This is a genomic window from Micromonospora sp. GCM10011541, assembly GCF_042650725.1.
Classification (GTDB): domain Bacteria; phylum Actinomycetota; class Actinomycetes; order Mycobacteriales; family Micromonosporaceae; genus Micromonospora; species Micromonospora sicca.
In genome coordinates this window covers 37,846-51,951 of record NZ_JBHSBP010000031.1, presented here as the reverse complement: position 1 = coordinate 51,951, position 14,106 = coordinate 37,846, and the positions used below count along the sequence as shown (strand labels likewise).

At 71.3% G+C, this 14,106-nt stretch carries 10 protein-coding genes; 3 read left to right on the top strand and 7 right to left on the bottom strand.

The genetic code is table 11. The features are described from left to right. Positions 1 to 149 precede the first annotated feature (149 nt). From ACFOYX_RS12850 to ACFOYX_RS12840, 3 genes are all read left to right on the top strand, one after another. Positions 150 to 749, top strand: a complete 600-nt coding sequence (locus tag ACFOYX_RS12850) for a TetR/AcrR family transcriptional regulator (protein WP_322442420.1) — start codon at positions 150 to 152, stop codon at positions 747 to 749. Further along, positions 746 to 2,374, top strand: coding sequence for an isovaleryl-CoA dehydrogenase (locus ACFOYX_RS12845; RefSeq protein WP_322442421.1), 1,629 nt, complete (start codon positions 746 to 748; stop codon positions 2,372 to 2,374). Before ACFOYX_RS12850 ends, ACFOYX_RS12845 begins: the two co-directional genes overlap by 4 nt. A 199-nt stretch (positions 2,375 to 2,573) precedes the next feature. After that, complete coding sequence (locus ACFOYX_RS12840) at positions 2,574 to 4,034, top strand: SDR family NAD(P)-dependent oxidoreductase (protein WP_322442422.1); 1,461 nt, start codon at positions 2,574 to 2,576, stop codon at positions 4,032 to 4,034. Positions 4,035 to 4,115: 81 nt separating this feature from the next. Here ACFOYX_RS12840 and pdxY read toward each other — a convergent pair whose 3' ends face one another. From pdxY to ACFOYX_RS12805, 7 genes are all read right to left on the bottom strand, one after another. Beyond that, positions 4,116 to 4,967, bottom strand: a complete 852-nt coding sequence (gene pdxY, locus ACFOYX_RS12835) for a pyridoxal kinase PdxY (RefSeq protein ID WP_322442423.1) — start codon at positions 4,965 to 4,967, stop codon at positions 4,116 to 4,118. Positions 4,968 to 5,052: 85 nt separating this feature from the next. Beyond that, entirely contained in the window at positions 5,053 to 6,102 is a 1,050-nt protein-coding gene (locus tag ACFOYX_RS12830; RefSeq protein ID WP_322442424.1) for an SEC-C metal-binding domain-containing protein, read from the bottom strand. Positions 6,103 to 6,285: 183 nt separating this feature from the next. After that, positions 6,286 to 8,250, bottom strand: a complete 1,965-nt coding sequence (locus tag ACFOYX_RS12825) for a CBM35 domain-containing protein (RefSeq protein WP_322442425.1) — start codon at positions 8,248 to 8,250, stop codon at positions 6,286 to 6,288. An 82-nt stretch (positions 8,251 to 8,332) separates the two neighbouring features. Next, complete coding sequence (locus ACFOYX_RS12820; protein WP_322442426.1) at positions 8,333 to 8,545, bottom strand: hypothetical protein; 213 nt, start codon at positions 8,543 to 8,545, stop codon at positions 8,333 to 8,335. 125 nt (positions 8,546 to 8,670) lie between these two features. Continuing rightward, the gene (locus ACFOYX_RS12815) at positions 8,671 to 10,389 is read right to left on the bottom strand and encodes a right-handed parallel beta-helix repeat-containing protein (RefSeq protein ID WP_377533997.1); all 1,719 of its coding nucleotides are present in this window, start codon (positions 10,387 to 10,389) and stop codon (positions 8,671 to 8,673) included. 43 nt (positions 10,390 to 10,432) lie between these two features. Continuing rightward, positions 10,433 to 13,324, bottom strand: a complete 2,892-nt coding sequence (locus ACFOYX_RS12810; RefSeq protein WP_322442428.1) for a glycoside hydrolase family 2 TIM barrel-domain containing protein — start codon at positions 13,322 to 13,324, stop codon at positions 10,433 to 10,435. Between the two features lie 25 nt (positions 13,325 to 13,349). Next, on the bottom strand, positions 13,350 to 14,105 hold the full coding sequence (locus ACFOYX_RS12805) for an SDR family NAD(P)-dependent oxidoreductase (protein WP_109804194.1): 756 nt from the start codon (positions 14,103 to 14,105) through the stop codon (positions 13,350 to 13,352). Between the last annotated feature and the right edge of the window lies 1 nt (position 14,106).

Genomic DNA, 14,106 nt, shown 5'->3' with positions numbered 1-14,106 from the left:
CACGCAACCGCACCTGGAAAGGCTGTGCCCGACTCCTCCGGGAGCCCCGGACGGGGTCACTCGGCTGCCGTACTTCGAGGAGACGATGTCCGATCCCGGGGTGGTCGCCACCTTGCCGCCAAGGACTGAATGATGCTTCAATTCTTTGCGTGGCCTACCGGAGCACCGAGCGCGTGAAAGCTCGGCTGATCGCCTCCCGGGAGCGGATCATTGCCGCCGCACTGGAGATCATGGCCGGGCACGGATACGCCGGCTGCTCGGTAGCCGCCGTGGCAGAGCGGGCCGGTGTGGCGACCGGCAGCGTCTACCGCCACTTCCCCACCAAGGCCGACCTGTTCGCCGAGGTGTTTCGCACAGCCTCCCAGCGCGAGATGGACGCGGTCGCGCGCGCCGCAGCGCTGAAGACCGCCGTCGCCGAGCGCGTGTCAGCCGTCATCGAGACGTTCTCCGGTCGCGCGCTGCAGTCCCCGCGGTTGGCGTACGCCCTGCTCGCCGAGCCGGTCGACCCGGCGGTCGACGCCCAGCGGCTCGTGTTCCGCCGTGGATACGCCGAGCTGATTGCCGGGTACGTCGCGGCCGGTGTGGCGAGCGGTGAACTACCTCCGCAGGACCCGGAGCTGACCGCGACGGCTCTGGTCGGCGCCCTGGCCGAGGCCATGGTCGGTCCGCTGGCCGCCGGGGTCGCCGGCCCGAGCACCATCCCCAGCCTGATCACGTTCATCCACCGCGCGCTTGGAGTATCGCCGTGACGACACACGAGGTCTTCAACCAGGTTCCCCCGCTGACCGGCTACGACGCGGCGGACGACCCGGCACTGCTCGACGGGCTCGAGCGGGAGGGCGCCGGCTGGGCCGCCGCCGAGCTGCACGAGCTCGGCCGGATCGGCGGCAGCGAGCAGGCGATCGAGTACGGGCGGCTGGCGAACGAACACCCGCCGGTCCTGCGCACCCACGACCGCTACGGCCACCGGATCGACGAGGTCGAGTTCCACCCGGCCTGGCACGAGCTGATGCGCACCGCGGTCACGCACGGCCTGCACGCCGCACCGTGGGCGGACCACCGGCCGGGCGCACACGTGGCCCGGGCGGCCAAGTTCTACACCTGGCGCCCCGACGCCGGCCACGGCTGCCCGGTCTCGATGACCTACGCGGCCGTGCCGGCGCTGCGGCACAACCCGGAGCTGGCCGCGCAGTACGAGCCGCTGCTCACCGCCAGGGCGTACGACTTCGGGCTGCGTCCGCCGCTGGCCAAGCAGGGACTGCTGGCCGGCATGTCGATGACGGAGAAGCAGGGCGGCTCGGACGTGCGCGCCAACACCACCACCGCCCGCCCCGAGCCGGACGGCACCTATCGGCTTCTCGGGCACAAGTGGTTCACGTCGGCGCCGATGTGCGACATCTTCCTCACCCTCGCCCAGGCGCCGGGCGGACTCACCTGCTTCCTCGTCCCGCGTGTCCTCCCGGACGGCACGCGCAACCCGATGCGGCTGATGCGCCTCAAGGACAAACTCGGCAACCGGTCCAACGCCTCGGCGGAGGTCGAGTACGAGCACGCGGTCGCCTGGCGCGTCGGAGACGAGGGCCGCGGCGTGCGCACCATCATCGACATGGTCAACCTGACTCGCCTCGACTGCGTCATCGGCGCCGCGGCCGGGATGCGCCAAGGCGTGATCACCGCCGCCCACCACGCCACCCACCGGCGGACCTTCGACCGGTACCTCGTCGACCAGCCGCTGATGCGCAACGTGCTCGCCGACCTCGCGGTCGAGTCCGAGGCCGCCACCGTCCTCATGATGCGGCTCGCCGGAGCGACCGACCGATCGGCGCGCGGCGACGCCGGCGAGTCCGCGTTCAAACGGCTCGCCCTCGCCGTCGGCAAGTACTGGGTCTGCAAGCGCTGGCCGGCGCACGCCGCCGAGGCCCTCGAATGCCTGGGCGGCAACGGCTATGTCGAGGAGTCGGGCATGCCGCGGCTGTTCCGCGAGTCGCCACTGAACTCGATCTGGGAGGGCTCCGGCAACGTCGCCGCGCTGGACGTACTGCGCGCTCTCACCAGGGAATCCCAGGTCATGGATGCGTTCCGGGCCGAGGTGGCCTCCGCCGCCGGCGCCGACGCGCGGCTCGACGCCGCGCTACGCCAGGTGCAGGTTGACCTGTCCGACCACGGCGACCTCGAACTACGGGCCCGCCGCATCGTCGAACGGCTCGCACTGGTCCTGCAAGGCTCGCTGTTGGTGCGGCACGGCCACCCCGCCATCGCCGACGCCTTCTGCGCCTCCCGGCTCGGGGGCGACCACGGTCAGGCATTCGGCACGCTGCCGAGCGGTGTCGACTTCGCCGCGATCATCTCCCGCGCGGCACCCAAGCTGGGCTGACCGAAACCGCCGGGGCCCACGGCGGTTGTGCATCCGCGGTGAGCCATCGGCGCGGCGCGGCGGCACCGCACCCAGCCAGCTCATGGTCAGTAACCGGCGCGGGATGTCTCGGAGACGCGCGGTGCGCGTACAGTTCCGGGTCGGACTTGGGGTGGGCCGGGTAGATCTGGCGCAGGAAACGGGACGAGACAGCGACGGCATGACGGCGGACAACATTACCGAAAACGGTCAATACGGCATTGACCCCGGCCGGCTGGAGACCTGTCTCAGCGTCTTCGAGGCGTTGGAGGACCTGCCTCCCGATCACCCCGACGTGGTGCGGGTGCAACGGGCCACCGCGAAGCTCTACAAGGTGATCAAGCAGCGGCGACGCGAGGAGCGGCGGGATGCCATCGCGGCGGCCGACCGCGCGGTGACGGCGGCCACCGCCACCGGCGCCCCCGGCCGAATCGACGACGAGACCCAGGGCATCCCGCTCGCCTCCCCCACCGCGGGTGCCACGGCCGGTCTTTTGCACAATCCGCGCGGCTGCTACGTCTGCAAGCAGCGCTACCGCGAGGTGGACGCCTTCTATCATCAGCTCTGCCCGCCCTGCGCCGCGCTCAACCGAGAGCGCCGGAACGCCCGCACCGACCTGACCGGCCGACGCGCGCTGCTCACCGGCGGCCGGGCGAAGATCGGCATGTACATCGCGCTGCGGCTGCTGCGCGACGGCGCGCACACCACGGTGACCACGCGGTTTCCGCACGACGCGATCCGCCGATTCGCCGCGATGCCGGACAGCGGGGACTGGCTGCACCGCCTGCGGATCGTCGGGATCGACCTGCGCGACCCCGCCCAGGTGATCGCCCTCGCGGACACGGTCAGTGGCCAGGGACCACTCGACATCCTGATCAACAACGCGGCGCAGACCGTCCGGCGCACTCCCGGGGCGTACGCGCAGCTCGTCGCCGCGGAGGCGGCGGCCCTGCCGGACGGCCCGCTGCCGGAGATGATCACGTTCGCCAAACCGGCCGGCCGGGGCGACTCGGCGGGCAGCCTGATCGCCTCGCCGCAGCCGGCCCCGATCAGCCCGCAGGCGCTCACCGCGCTGGCGCTGACGAGCGGCTCCGCCTCGCCGGAACGGATCGCGGCAGCCACCGCCATCGACGCCGGCGGTCTGGTGCCGGACCTCGACCCGGTGAACAGCTGGGTGCAGCGGGTGCACGAGGTGGACCCGGTCGAGCTGCTCGAAGTGCAACTGTGCAACGTGACCGCGCCGTTCGTGCTGGTCAGCCGGCTGCGACCGGCGATGGCCGCAGCGCCCGCCCGCCGCAAGTACGTGGTGAACGTGTCGGCGATGGAGGGCCAGTTCGCCCGCGGCTACAAGGGGCCGGGGCACCCGCACACCAACATGGCCAAGGCGGCGCTGAACATGCTGACGCGGACGAGCGCCCAGGAGATGCTGGCCGACGGCATTCTGATGACCAGCGTCGACACCGGCTGGATCACCGACGAGCGGCCGCACCCGACGAAGGTGCGACTGGCGGACGCCGGCTTCCACGCCCCGCTGGACCTGGTCGACGGCGCGGCCCGGGTCTACGACCCGATCGTCCGCGGCGAACAGGGCGAAGACCTGTACGGCTGCTTCCTGAAGGACTACGCGCCCTGCGCCTGGTGATCAGCGCACGCCAGTACGGACGCTCGCGGGGCATGTCGACGGGGGTGAGCGCGCCAGTAAGCGGCTCGGCAGGAAGTCGCGTCAGCGCAACCGCCGGGCGGTGAAGCTGGCTGGCGGCTCGGCGATCGCGGCCTGGGCCACGATCAGCTGGATCTCCCGGGTGCCCGCCGCGAGGGTCGCCTCCAGGACGGCGAAGACGGAGGCGATGGTGCGTTCCAGTGCCGTCGCGGGCGAGCCCGTCGTCCACAGATGCGCGAGGTACAGCGCTGCGGTGACGTCGCCGCCGCCGTTCGGGTTGATCGGCAGCAGCGGCGTGGTCACCGCCCAGGCGCCCTCGTCCGAGACGGCCACCACCTCCAGCGACCCCACCGGCAGGTCGCCGTGCAGCACGCTGGTGACCAGGACGTGCCGCGGTCCCGTCTCGCGCACCACGTCGACCGCCTCCAGCACCTCCGCCAGCGAGTTCGTCCTACGGCCGGCGAGGAAGTCCAGCTCGAACTGGTTCGGGGTGATGATGTCCGCCCGCGGAACCACGATGTCCCGCATGTACTCCGGAATGCCCGGCCGCACGAACATCCCGCGGCCTTCGTCGCCCATCACCGGGTCGCAGCAGTACACCGCGTCCGAGTTGGCCGCCTTGACCTTGTCCACCGCGTCGAGGATCACCGCGCCCATCGCCGGGTCACCCTGGTAGCCCGACAGGACCGCGTCCGCGCTGCCGAGGACCCCGCGGTCCGCGATGCCGGCGATCACCTCGGCCACGTCGGCCGGCGCCAGCAGCGGCCCGCGCCACGCGCCGTACCCGGTGTGGTTGGAGAAGTGGACCGTCAGTACCGGCCACACCTCGTGCCCGAGCCGCTGAAGAGGGAAGGCAGCCGCCGAGTTTCCGACGTGGCCGTAGGCGACCGAAGACTGGATCGAGAGGATCTTCACCGGCTCATCATGACGGTTGCCGCCGGTGCCGCACCTACTGCCCGCCGCTTCTGTCTGACTGCCGCAGCAGCGACTGGCGGGGCGGTCAGCTACGGGAGCGCGGCAGGCAGCACTTCTTGTACTTGAGGCCCGAGCCGCACCAGCAGGCGTCGTTGCGCTCCGGCGGCCACGGGATCTGCGCGCCGGGGCGGGTCGCCAAGTCTCGCGCGTAGCGGGTGCGGATCTCCGGATCCGTCGGCTCCCCGTTGTGCCGGCTGGCGTAGTCGGTCAGCCCATCCACCGATGCGCTGAGCACGCTCAGCCCGGTCCGACCGGCGTTGGTCTGCTGGACGAGGTGCCGTTCCAGGCGGCCCCGGTGCGCGTCCCAGTCCGGCCCGTACGCCTCGGTCAGCTCGGCGTGCTCGGCGAGCAGGCGGTCGAACTCGGCCCGGGGCCAGAAGAGCAGGTCGGGCTCCGTGCCCTGCCGCTGCTCCGCCCGGCGGAGGAGCTGAGTCTCCAGCCGGTCCGCCAGATCGTCCTGCCGATCATGCGGCAGGTTCAAGTCCCGGCGTACCCGGTGCCGCTGCTGCAGCAGGAAGAACAGGACGCCGGGCGCCTCCGGAGGGCCGACCTCCGCCGTCGCCTCGGCGGCGGGTACGGCCTCCGTGGGTGCTCCGGCCGCGGTGGCGCGTCTGCCGAGCACGGTGTCGACCGCCTCGCTCAGCCACTCCTCGGCGATCACGGAGAGACCGCCGGCGTCCAGGGCCGCGCTGACGTACACCGGGGCCTCGGGCTGCTCGATCAAGAGCTGGCGCAGCGCGGTGAGCTCCGCCATCGCCTCGTCCTCCCGGCCGCCGGCCCGGAACATGATCCGGGCCCGCAGCGCCCGGGCGAAGCCGGCCCGGGCGTCCTCCACCGACGGGTACGTCTCCAAGGCCCGGTCCGCGTACCGGAGCGCGGCGTCCAACCGCCCTCGGATCTCGGCGATCTCCGCGGCCAGGGTCAGCGCGTCCCCGGCGTCCTCCGGCTCCGCCAGCCGGCCCTGCTCCACCGCGTCCGCCAGGTCGGCGGCGATTCCGAGCGGATTGGCTGTGCCGAGCGCCGAGCGGCGAAGTTCGTCGAGGTCAGCGCTGGTGATCACATCTCTCGTCGGCACGATCTCACGGTACGTCGGCTTCCGCCCGTAGCGCTGGCTGATCACCTGTTACGCCGATCTCACGCAGCCTCGGGCCGCCGTCCGGGCGGGGATCCGGGCCGCGCCGCCGCCAGCGCGCGACGTGAGTCCGGATGGCACGGGGCCGGGGCGGCGGTGCCGCTCCGGCCCCCTGACGAGCCGTGCCTACCGTACGGTCAGCGGCACCTCGATCTTGTCGACGTCGGGTGAGTAGACCGGCGTCGTACTGTCGATCTCGATCGTGTTGGCGCCGGCATGCAGCTGCACGGCCACGGTCAGCGTGGCCGGGATGTCCCAACCACCACTGGGCGGGAAGGCCAGGGTGACGGCGTTCTGGCCGTTGGCCGAGATGGTCGCCGAGCGCGGGTCGTTCGTGGTGTAGCGGATGTTCACCTGGTAGGTGCCCGTCTTCGGCACGGTGACGCCGTTGATGCGCAGCGCGCCGCCGTTGTAGAGGTTGCCGACCTTCGCGCCGCCGGAGCAGTTGGCGCAGCCGCCGACCGAGGCACCGCGTACGAGGCTGTTCGTGCCGGCCTCGGCCTCGTAGCTGGCCATCTTGACGGCCCCGTCCTTGGGCGTGACCTTGAACAGCCGGGAGCCGTGCGACGGCAGGGTCGCCGAGATGCTGCCGTCGTAGCCGCCGAGCTCCTTGTGCTGCCACAGGTCGCGCACGGTGGCCTTGCCGCCGAAGCCGAAGCTGCTCCAGTTCGCGGTGACCTGTGCCGGGAAGCTGCCCATGTTGAACAGCGCGATCGTGTAACTGCCGTCGACGTTCTTCATGCCCCAGACCTGCGCGGAGCCGGTGGGCGTCACCGGGCGGCCCGGAACGCCCTGCTGGTCGACCGCGATCACCTCGCTGTTGGTGAGCAGGGACAGGCCGTAGGCGTCGAGCTTGGTGAGGTCGTCACCGGCGTACAGCGGGGCCGCCGAGATCGCCCACAGCGTCGTGTAGCTCTGCCGCTCGTCCTCGGTGAGGCCGTCCATCTCGCCGTTGCCGACGTTGAGCGAGTCGAGGTTGTTCCAGCCGCCGGGGCCGGCCCAGGGCGTCCAGCCGGGTACGTCGTCCCACCGGATCTTGACGGAGTTGTTCCAGGTCACCAGGGTGTCGCAGTAGCACTCCACGTCGGTGTCGATCCGCCAGCCGTTCGAGTGCTGCTTCCAGTCGGCGGCGTGGTTGCGGTCCAGCGACCAGGACAGGACAAACTGGATCGGGCGCCCGGTCTTGGCGATGGCCGCCTGCCAGGCGGCGACGTCCGCGACGTTGTTGTAGTTGTCGCCGCCGCGGAACGAGCCCGGCCCGACGCCGTCGAACTTGAGGAAGTCGTAGCCCCAGTCGGCGATCAGCTGGGCCTGCGAGTCGATGTACTTCTGGGCGCAGGGCTTGGAAAAATCGATCTTGTACGCCCCGTCCCAGCCGTTCGTCGTACGCAGGTCGGGGTAGACGATGTCGGCGGTGGTGCAGCCGGGAGCGTTCCAGATCGGCACCGTGCCGTTGCCGTACAGGGGCTTGTTCAGCCCGACGGTGAGGTAGATGCCGGCCTTGAGGTCCTTGGCGTGGATGGCGTCGGCCACGTATTTCATGCCGTGCGGGAACCGCTCGGGTGAGGCGATCTCACGCGCGTACCCGTCGAAGTTGAGCGCCCAGTCGTAGTTGGTGGACCAGCCGGCGTCGATGTTGACGTACTCGTAGCCGTAGGGCTTTAGCTTGGTGGCGAGCGCGTCGACCTGCTGGAGCAGGTTGGCCTCGTTCAGCCAGCTCGCGTTGCCGTTCGGGTTGACCCCGGGGTAGTTGGTGGCCTGCAGGCTCCAGCTGCTCCACCCCATGTAGGGGCGGTCCGCGACGCCCTGCGCGGCTGCCGCGGCGGCCGCCTTCTGCGCGGCCGCCCGGTCCGCGGGCGACGGGTCCTTCGTGGTGGCGCCGGGCGTCGCGCTGCTCGGCGTCGGCCTCGGCTTCGGACCGGGTACGGCGGCCTGCGTCCTCGGGACGGGCGCGGCAGCCTGTGCCGGGATGGCGCCCGCGCCGAGGGCCACCGCGAGGGTGACGGCCAGGGCCACGCCGGTGCGGGCTCGGCTCTCGCGCCGGGCGGGGGGTTCGACTCGCTGCGCGGTGGTACGTAACGGTGACTTCACAGTCACACCTCCTGGTTTGGGGGAGCCGGGGGTGGTGCCTGTTGCGAATTGGCCGGCCGGTGGCCGGATTGACGCTGGTGGGTCAGGGAACGACGAGCGACTGGACGCTCACGGCAGCCGGTCCGCGCGCCCACTCCTGACGCGTGTCGATGAGTGGGCGCGCGAACGTGGTGACGGCGGCGGAGGTCAGCCCGAGCCGAGGAGCGAGGCTGGCCAGAGTCAGTGGTCCTCCGGCCAGCACCGCCGTTGCCGATGGGGCCGCGACGAGCGAATCGGCGCCGGACTCGGGATACATGGACGAAACCTAAAATGAATAATTAACTTCGTCAAGCATTGATTTCCGTGCGCTCCGGGCGCTGCCCGTCCCGCTGCGGATCGTCGGCCTGACCAGCCACCCGGACTGACCAGGGCGCCCGGCAATCAGGGCGGCCCGGCACCGTCGAGTTCGATGCGCACGTCGAAGCAGGACCGCAGGACGATGTCGGGCGTCTCCTGGCCGCGCTGGACGATGCTGTTGTCCCGGAAGCGGATCCCGCGTGTGCTCTTGGCGTCGAGCGCGGGCACGCCGTCGAGCACGAACTGGTTCTCCGTCACAAACAGGCCACTGTGGACGGCGTGCCCCGGAGCGCGTCGGGTGCTCCTCGGATCGAGGTGGATCGCCGGTCCCCCCGGTTCGATGAACTTGTTGCCGCGGATCGTCAGGTCGCGCACTGGCCCGGACTCCCACCATTCGGCGGCGTCGCCGGAGACGTAGATGCCGGCCATTCCCATGTGCTCGAAACGGTTCTCCTCGATCAGCACGGCGCGGCGGGTCGTCACGAGCACTCCGCGCGTGGGGACGTTGCGAAAGATGTTGCGGACGATCCTCACGGTCGGCGTCCGGGTGACGTTCTCGACCGCGGTCCACCCGACGAGACCGTCCGGCAGTTCCACGTCGACAGTCACGAGGATGGTGCGCAGCGGTTGGTCGTGGTCGCGACCGCTCGGCTGTCGCACGGTCCGTACCGTGGCCGTGGCGATCGCCTGGAGCGTGGCGCGATCGACGAGCTCTACCTGGTCACCGGCCGCGAACTGGGGAAAGCCCGCCGTCTCCGGGTGTGGGTACGCCAGTTCGAGGGTACGAGGGTCCGGCTGACCGGCAAGCCGCAGATAGCTGCCGTGCACGTTGATCGGATCGTCATGCGGCCCGTCGAAGAGGCAGTCGCGCACGACAGCCCGTCCCGAGCAACCGGCGAACTGGATGAAGTCGGCGAAGCCTGCGCTGTGCCGCCCGCTGTCGGGCGGAGCCCGGAACTCGCACCCCTCCACCGTGACGTCCCTGCTGGTCTGAGCGACCACGCCGAAGCCGTGCAGGAAGCGGAACCGCAATCGCGACAGCGTCACGTCGCAACTGTCGAGCACGAGCGCACCGGGATGGTCGCGGGTCCTCGACCGCATCGAGTAGACCAGTCCCAGGTCGGCCGGTTCCTCGGGGTACGCGTAGTCGATCCGGATGTCGCGCTCCCCCACCAACCGGATCGACCGGACGTCCTCGAAAAGGGGGTTCGGGCCGCGCCACGTCCGCTGACCGGCGGGATCGTGGATCTGGGTGTACGCGAGCGCGTCGCGCCCGGACCAGGCAAACCCGCCCGAGTCGAGCGCTTCCCCGTGCCAGCGGATCGACGCACCTTCGACGGAGAAGAGCGTGGCGGCGGGCACCCGGATCAGTCGGTAGGCCCGGCCTGCGGCGACGCCCGCGCCGACCACGGTGGCATCGACGACCGTCGGCACCGCGATGTCGAACTCGAGCCCCTCGACGCGTACCCGCTGCGAGTCGAGGACGGCGAAGGTCGTCTGGAGCCCGTGCAGGACGAGACGGGCGCCCTCCCCGGCGATGACCAGGTCGTCCGTCGCCTCCACGAGCAGCGCGATCGACTTGACGCGGTGTCGCGGGTCGTCCCCCACCGTGTTGGAGACGTACAGCTCACGTCCGTGCGCGCGGTCCGGCCACAGGTGGTATTCGCCTGGCGGGAAGCGAAGCTGCACCGGGCCGGCCGCGGCCCGTGCGGCGCGCAGCGCCGCACGGGCCGCGGGCGCGGCGTCGGTGTGCGGGTGCCCGGGAAGCGCCCCGAAGTCGGTGACGTCGAGCAGTGCCGGCATCTGCGTCACACCCCGGCCCGGTTGGCGACGGGCATTGCCATCGCTAACCCGCCTCGGGGACGAAGTCGAAGCCGAGCCGTACCCGGGCGGCGCGGTAACGCCCGGATGACCGGACCGGTGGACCGCAGCTCGCCGAGCCCAGTCCGGTGACGCCCGCCGCCAGGTGCACCCACAGGAGCCCCGCCTCGGCCAGCTCCGCCGCGTGCTGGGCGCGCTCGAGCTGCTCGGTCGACCAGGGCCGTACCGCGACCTCGAATGGCTGGGCGCCCTCGATGCGCAGGCCGCCCTCGGGCACGGTCAACCGCAGCCGGCGCACGTCGGACCGATTGCCGTTCTCCTGCGGTACGACGTACGGGACCTGCGCGTCCCGGACCGTCATGCGGTGCCGGCCGTACCAGTTCGCGGAACGCGAGTCGGGGTAGCTCTCCCCCGGTCCGAGCCCGAGCCACTCGAGCTCCGTCGCACCCGGCTCGGCGCAGCGCAGGGCGAGGACGACACCCAACCGGGGTAGGGGCAGCCGCCACTCGCCGCGGCGCTCGATCACGACGTCGAGCCGGAGGCGATCATCCCGCGCCGTCCAGTGGTGATCCACGTCGAATCCGCTGTCGAGACCGGGGGAACCGTAGCGCGCGACGCGTCGTACGGACCCGTCGCCCAGTCGAACCTCGACCGTACGATCCACCAGGCGATCGAAGCCGGCTGCCCGCCAGCGGGTTTCCAGCGACACCTGCTCGCCGAGTCCCGGGTACCGGTCGTTCTCCGTCGGCGCGCGCCAGACGTCGAGGCCGACCTGCGCGACCGCGAACGGACCCAGCGCCGTCGGTCGCGCCAGGTGATCGAACCGCTGGTCGACTGTGGCCGGCCGCGCCTCCGGGGCCGGCGGCAGTAGCTCCGCAGCCGTTGGCGGGGCAGCGGCACGGCGCCGCTGTTGCGTCCGCGCCAGGGCGTGCCCGGCGTCGATCCCGGGGCGCGCGCTCCCGGTCGCCGCCGTAATCGTGAGCCACAGCTCCCCGCCCGCCGGTGGGTCCTGCTCCGCCCGGCGTACGGCGGGCGGGAGAGCAACCCGGGACTCCGACCGCGGCCCGATCACGATCGGGTCCAGCAGTCCCGCGTCGACGACCTCGCCGTCCAGCTCCAGGAGCCACCGGAAGTCCACATCTTCGGTGGTGGAGAAACTCCAGCGGTTCCGCACGGAAAGCTGGTCCCCGTCCAGGCGCATCCGCACCGGCGCGATGACGGCCGCGAGTTCCGCGAGTCCCGGCGATGGGGTCCGGTCCGGGAAGAGCAGACCGTCGATCACGAACGAGCCGTCGTGTACGGGCTCGCCGAAGTCCCCGCCGTAGCGGTACGCACGGCGTCCGTCCGGGCCGTCGCCGGCCAGGCCATGATCGATCCACTCCCAGACGAAGCCACCGGCCAGCCTCGGGTACGCGTCGACGATCGCCTCGTAGTCGGCCAACCCGCCCGGCCCGTTCCCCATCGCGTGCGCGTACTCGCACATCAGCATCGGCAGCCCGCGCCGGCGACCGTCGCGGGCGGGGTCGGCGAGCGCAGCCTCGGCGTGCCGTCCGATCGCGTCGAGCTCGTCGAAGGTCGGGTACATCCGGCTGTAGACGTCGACCGCCTCGCATTCGACGTCCGGCTCGTAGTGGATCGGCCGGCTCGCGTCACGTTCCGCGGTCCACCGGGCGTTCGCCGCCAGGTTGACGCCCCACCCGGCCTCGTTGCCGAGTGACCACATCACGACGCTCGTCGAGTTCTTGTCGCGCTCGACCATTCGCCGCATCCGGTCGAGGTACACCTCAGCCCAGGCGGGGTCGTCGGAGGGGTTGCCCCGCCAGTCCACCAGCGAGAAGCCGTGCGTCTCGATGTCGCATTCGACCATCACGTACAGGCCGTACCGGTCACAGAGCTCGAGAAAGTACGGGTCGGGCGGGTAGTGACTGGTCCGCACCGCGTTGACGTTGTGCCGCTTCATCAAGATCACATCGCGCTCCAGCACGTCCCTGGTCAACGCACGCCCGGACCGGGCATCGAAGTCGTGCCGGTTCACTCCGCGGAACACCAGTGGCGCGCCGTTGAGCAGGAGCCGGCCCCCGTCGACGCGTACCGTGCGGAAGCCGATGTCGGCCGAGATCGTCTCGGCCCCGGTGGCCACCAGGATCCGGTAGAGCCGCGGCAGCTCGGCCGACCACGGTTCCACCGACGCGACCCGGATGGTCTCGCCGGCTACGCCGCGGACGCCGAGCTCGGTCAGCTCCACCGTCACCGGTTCGCGGCTGCGCGCCTCGACCCGGAGGAGGCCGTCGCCGGTGTGCTGGTCGTAGTCCGCGACGATGTGGACCTCGTCGATCCCGCCTGCGGGGCGGTGCAGCAGCGCGACCGACCGGAAGATGCCTGACAACCACCACTGGTCCTGGTCCTCGACGTAGCTGGCGAAGCTCCACTGGTGCACCCGCACCGCCAGGAGGTCGTCGCCCCCGGTGAGCAGCTCGGTCACGTCGAATTCGACGGTGAGCCGGCTGCCCGACCCCCGACCGACGGACGAACCGTTCAGCCACACCTCGAACCAGGAGTCGACGCCGTCGAACCGGAGCAGCACGCGTCCGCCGTCCCAACCGGGCGGACGCCGCACGATTCGGCGGTACTCGCCGGTGGGGTTCGCCTCAGGCACGTACGGCGGGTCGATGGGAAACGGATAGCGCAGGTTCGTGTACGCGGGGGCGCCATAGCCGCACAGCTGCCAGTGCGCGGGAACCTGGATCTCGTCCCAGGTGTCCCCGGGATCCGCGGGGTCCTTGCCGGAGAGCGCGGTCGGCGACCACGCGAACCGCCATCGCCCGTCGAGCGAGAGCTCACCCGCGTCCGAGCGGGTCCGGGCCCGGGGCGGCTGCGCTCCGACAGGCAGTGAGATGATCTCGTGAACTCCGGTCACCGCTTGCCTTCTTCGTGATCGTCGGTCAGGTCGCGCGGGCCGGCAGGCGCAGGCCCGACATGCCCCCGTCGACGGCGAGTGAGGTGCCCGTCACCGCCCCGGCGGTCGGCGACGCCAGATACACCACAGCCTCCGCCACCTCCTGCGCGGTGACCAGGCGGCCGGTGGGCTGGCGGGCGGCAAGCCGGCGCTTCTCGGCCTGCGGGTCGGCGGCGTTGGCCAGCAGCCGGGCCACCCACGGCGTGTCCACTGTGCCGGGTGCGACGCAGTTGACCCGGATTCCCTCGCCGACCAGGTCGGCGGCCATGGCCAGCGTCAGCGCGTGTACCGCACCCTTCGATGCCGAGTACAGCGCCCGCTTCGGCAGACCGGCGCCGGCCGCGATCGAGGAGATGTTGACGATCGCGCCCGCTCGGGATCGGCGCAGGTACGGCAGCGTGACAGCGGTGGTCCGGGCGACTCCGGTCACGTTCACGTCCAGGACGCGTGCCCATTGCGCGTCATCGTTCTCCTCGACCTCGCCGACGGCGGAGATCCCTGCGTTGTTGACCAGGATGTCCACCCCACCGAACGTGTGCGCGACCGAGGCCAGCGCCGCGGTGAGCGAGGCCCGGTCGGCCACATCGGCCCGTACCGCGTGGACGCGCGGATCCTCGGGTGCTTCCGTCGGATCGAGGTCGAGCACGCCCACCTGTGCGCCGGCGGCGTGGAAGGCCTCCACACAGGCGCGCCCGATCCCCGAGGCGCCACCGGTCACCACTGCCACCAAACCGTCAAACATG

Bases quoted from the DNA above. Each gene is read 5' to 3' on its own strand.
- ACFOYX_RS12840 (WP_322442422.1), top strand. From the start codon at position 2,574: ATGACGGCGGACAACATTACCGAAAACGGTCAATACGGCATTGACCCC.
- ACFOYX_RS12820 (WP_322442426.1), bottom strand. From the start codon at position 8,545: ATGTATCCCGAGTCCGGCGCCGATTCGCTCGTCGCGGCCCCATCGGCA.
- ACFOYX_RS12815 (WP_377533997.1), bottom strand. From the start codon at position 10,389: ATGCCGGCACTGCTCGACGTCACCGACTTCGGGGCGCTTCCCGGGCAC.
- ACFOYX_RS12805 (WP_109804194.1), bottom strand. From the start codon at position 14,105: ATGTTTGACGGTTTGGTGGCAGTGGTGACCGGTGGCGCCTCGGGGATC.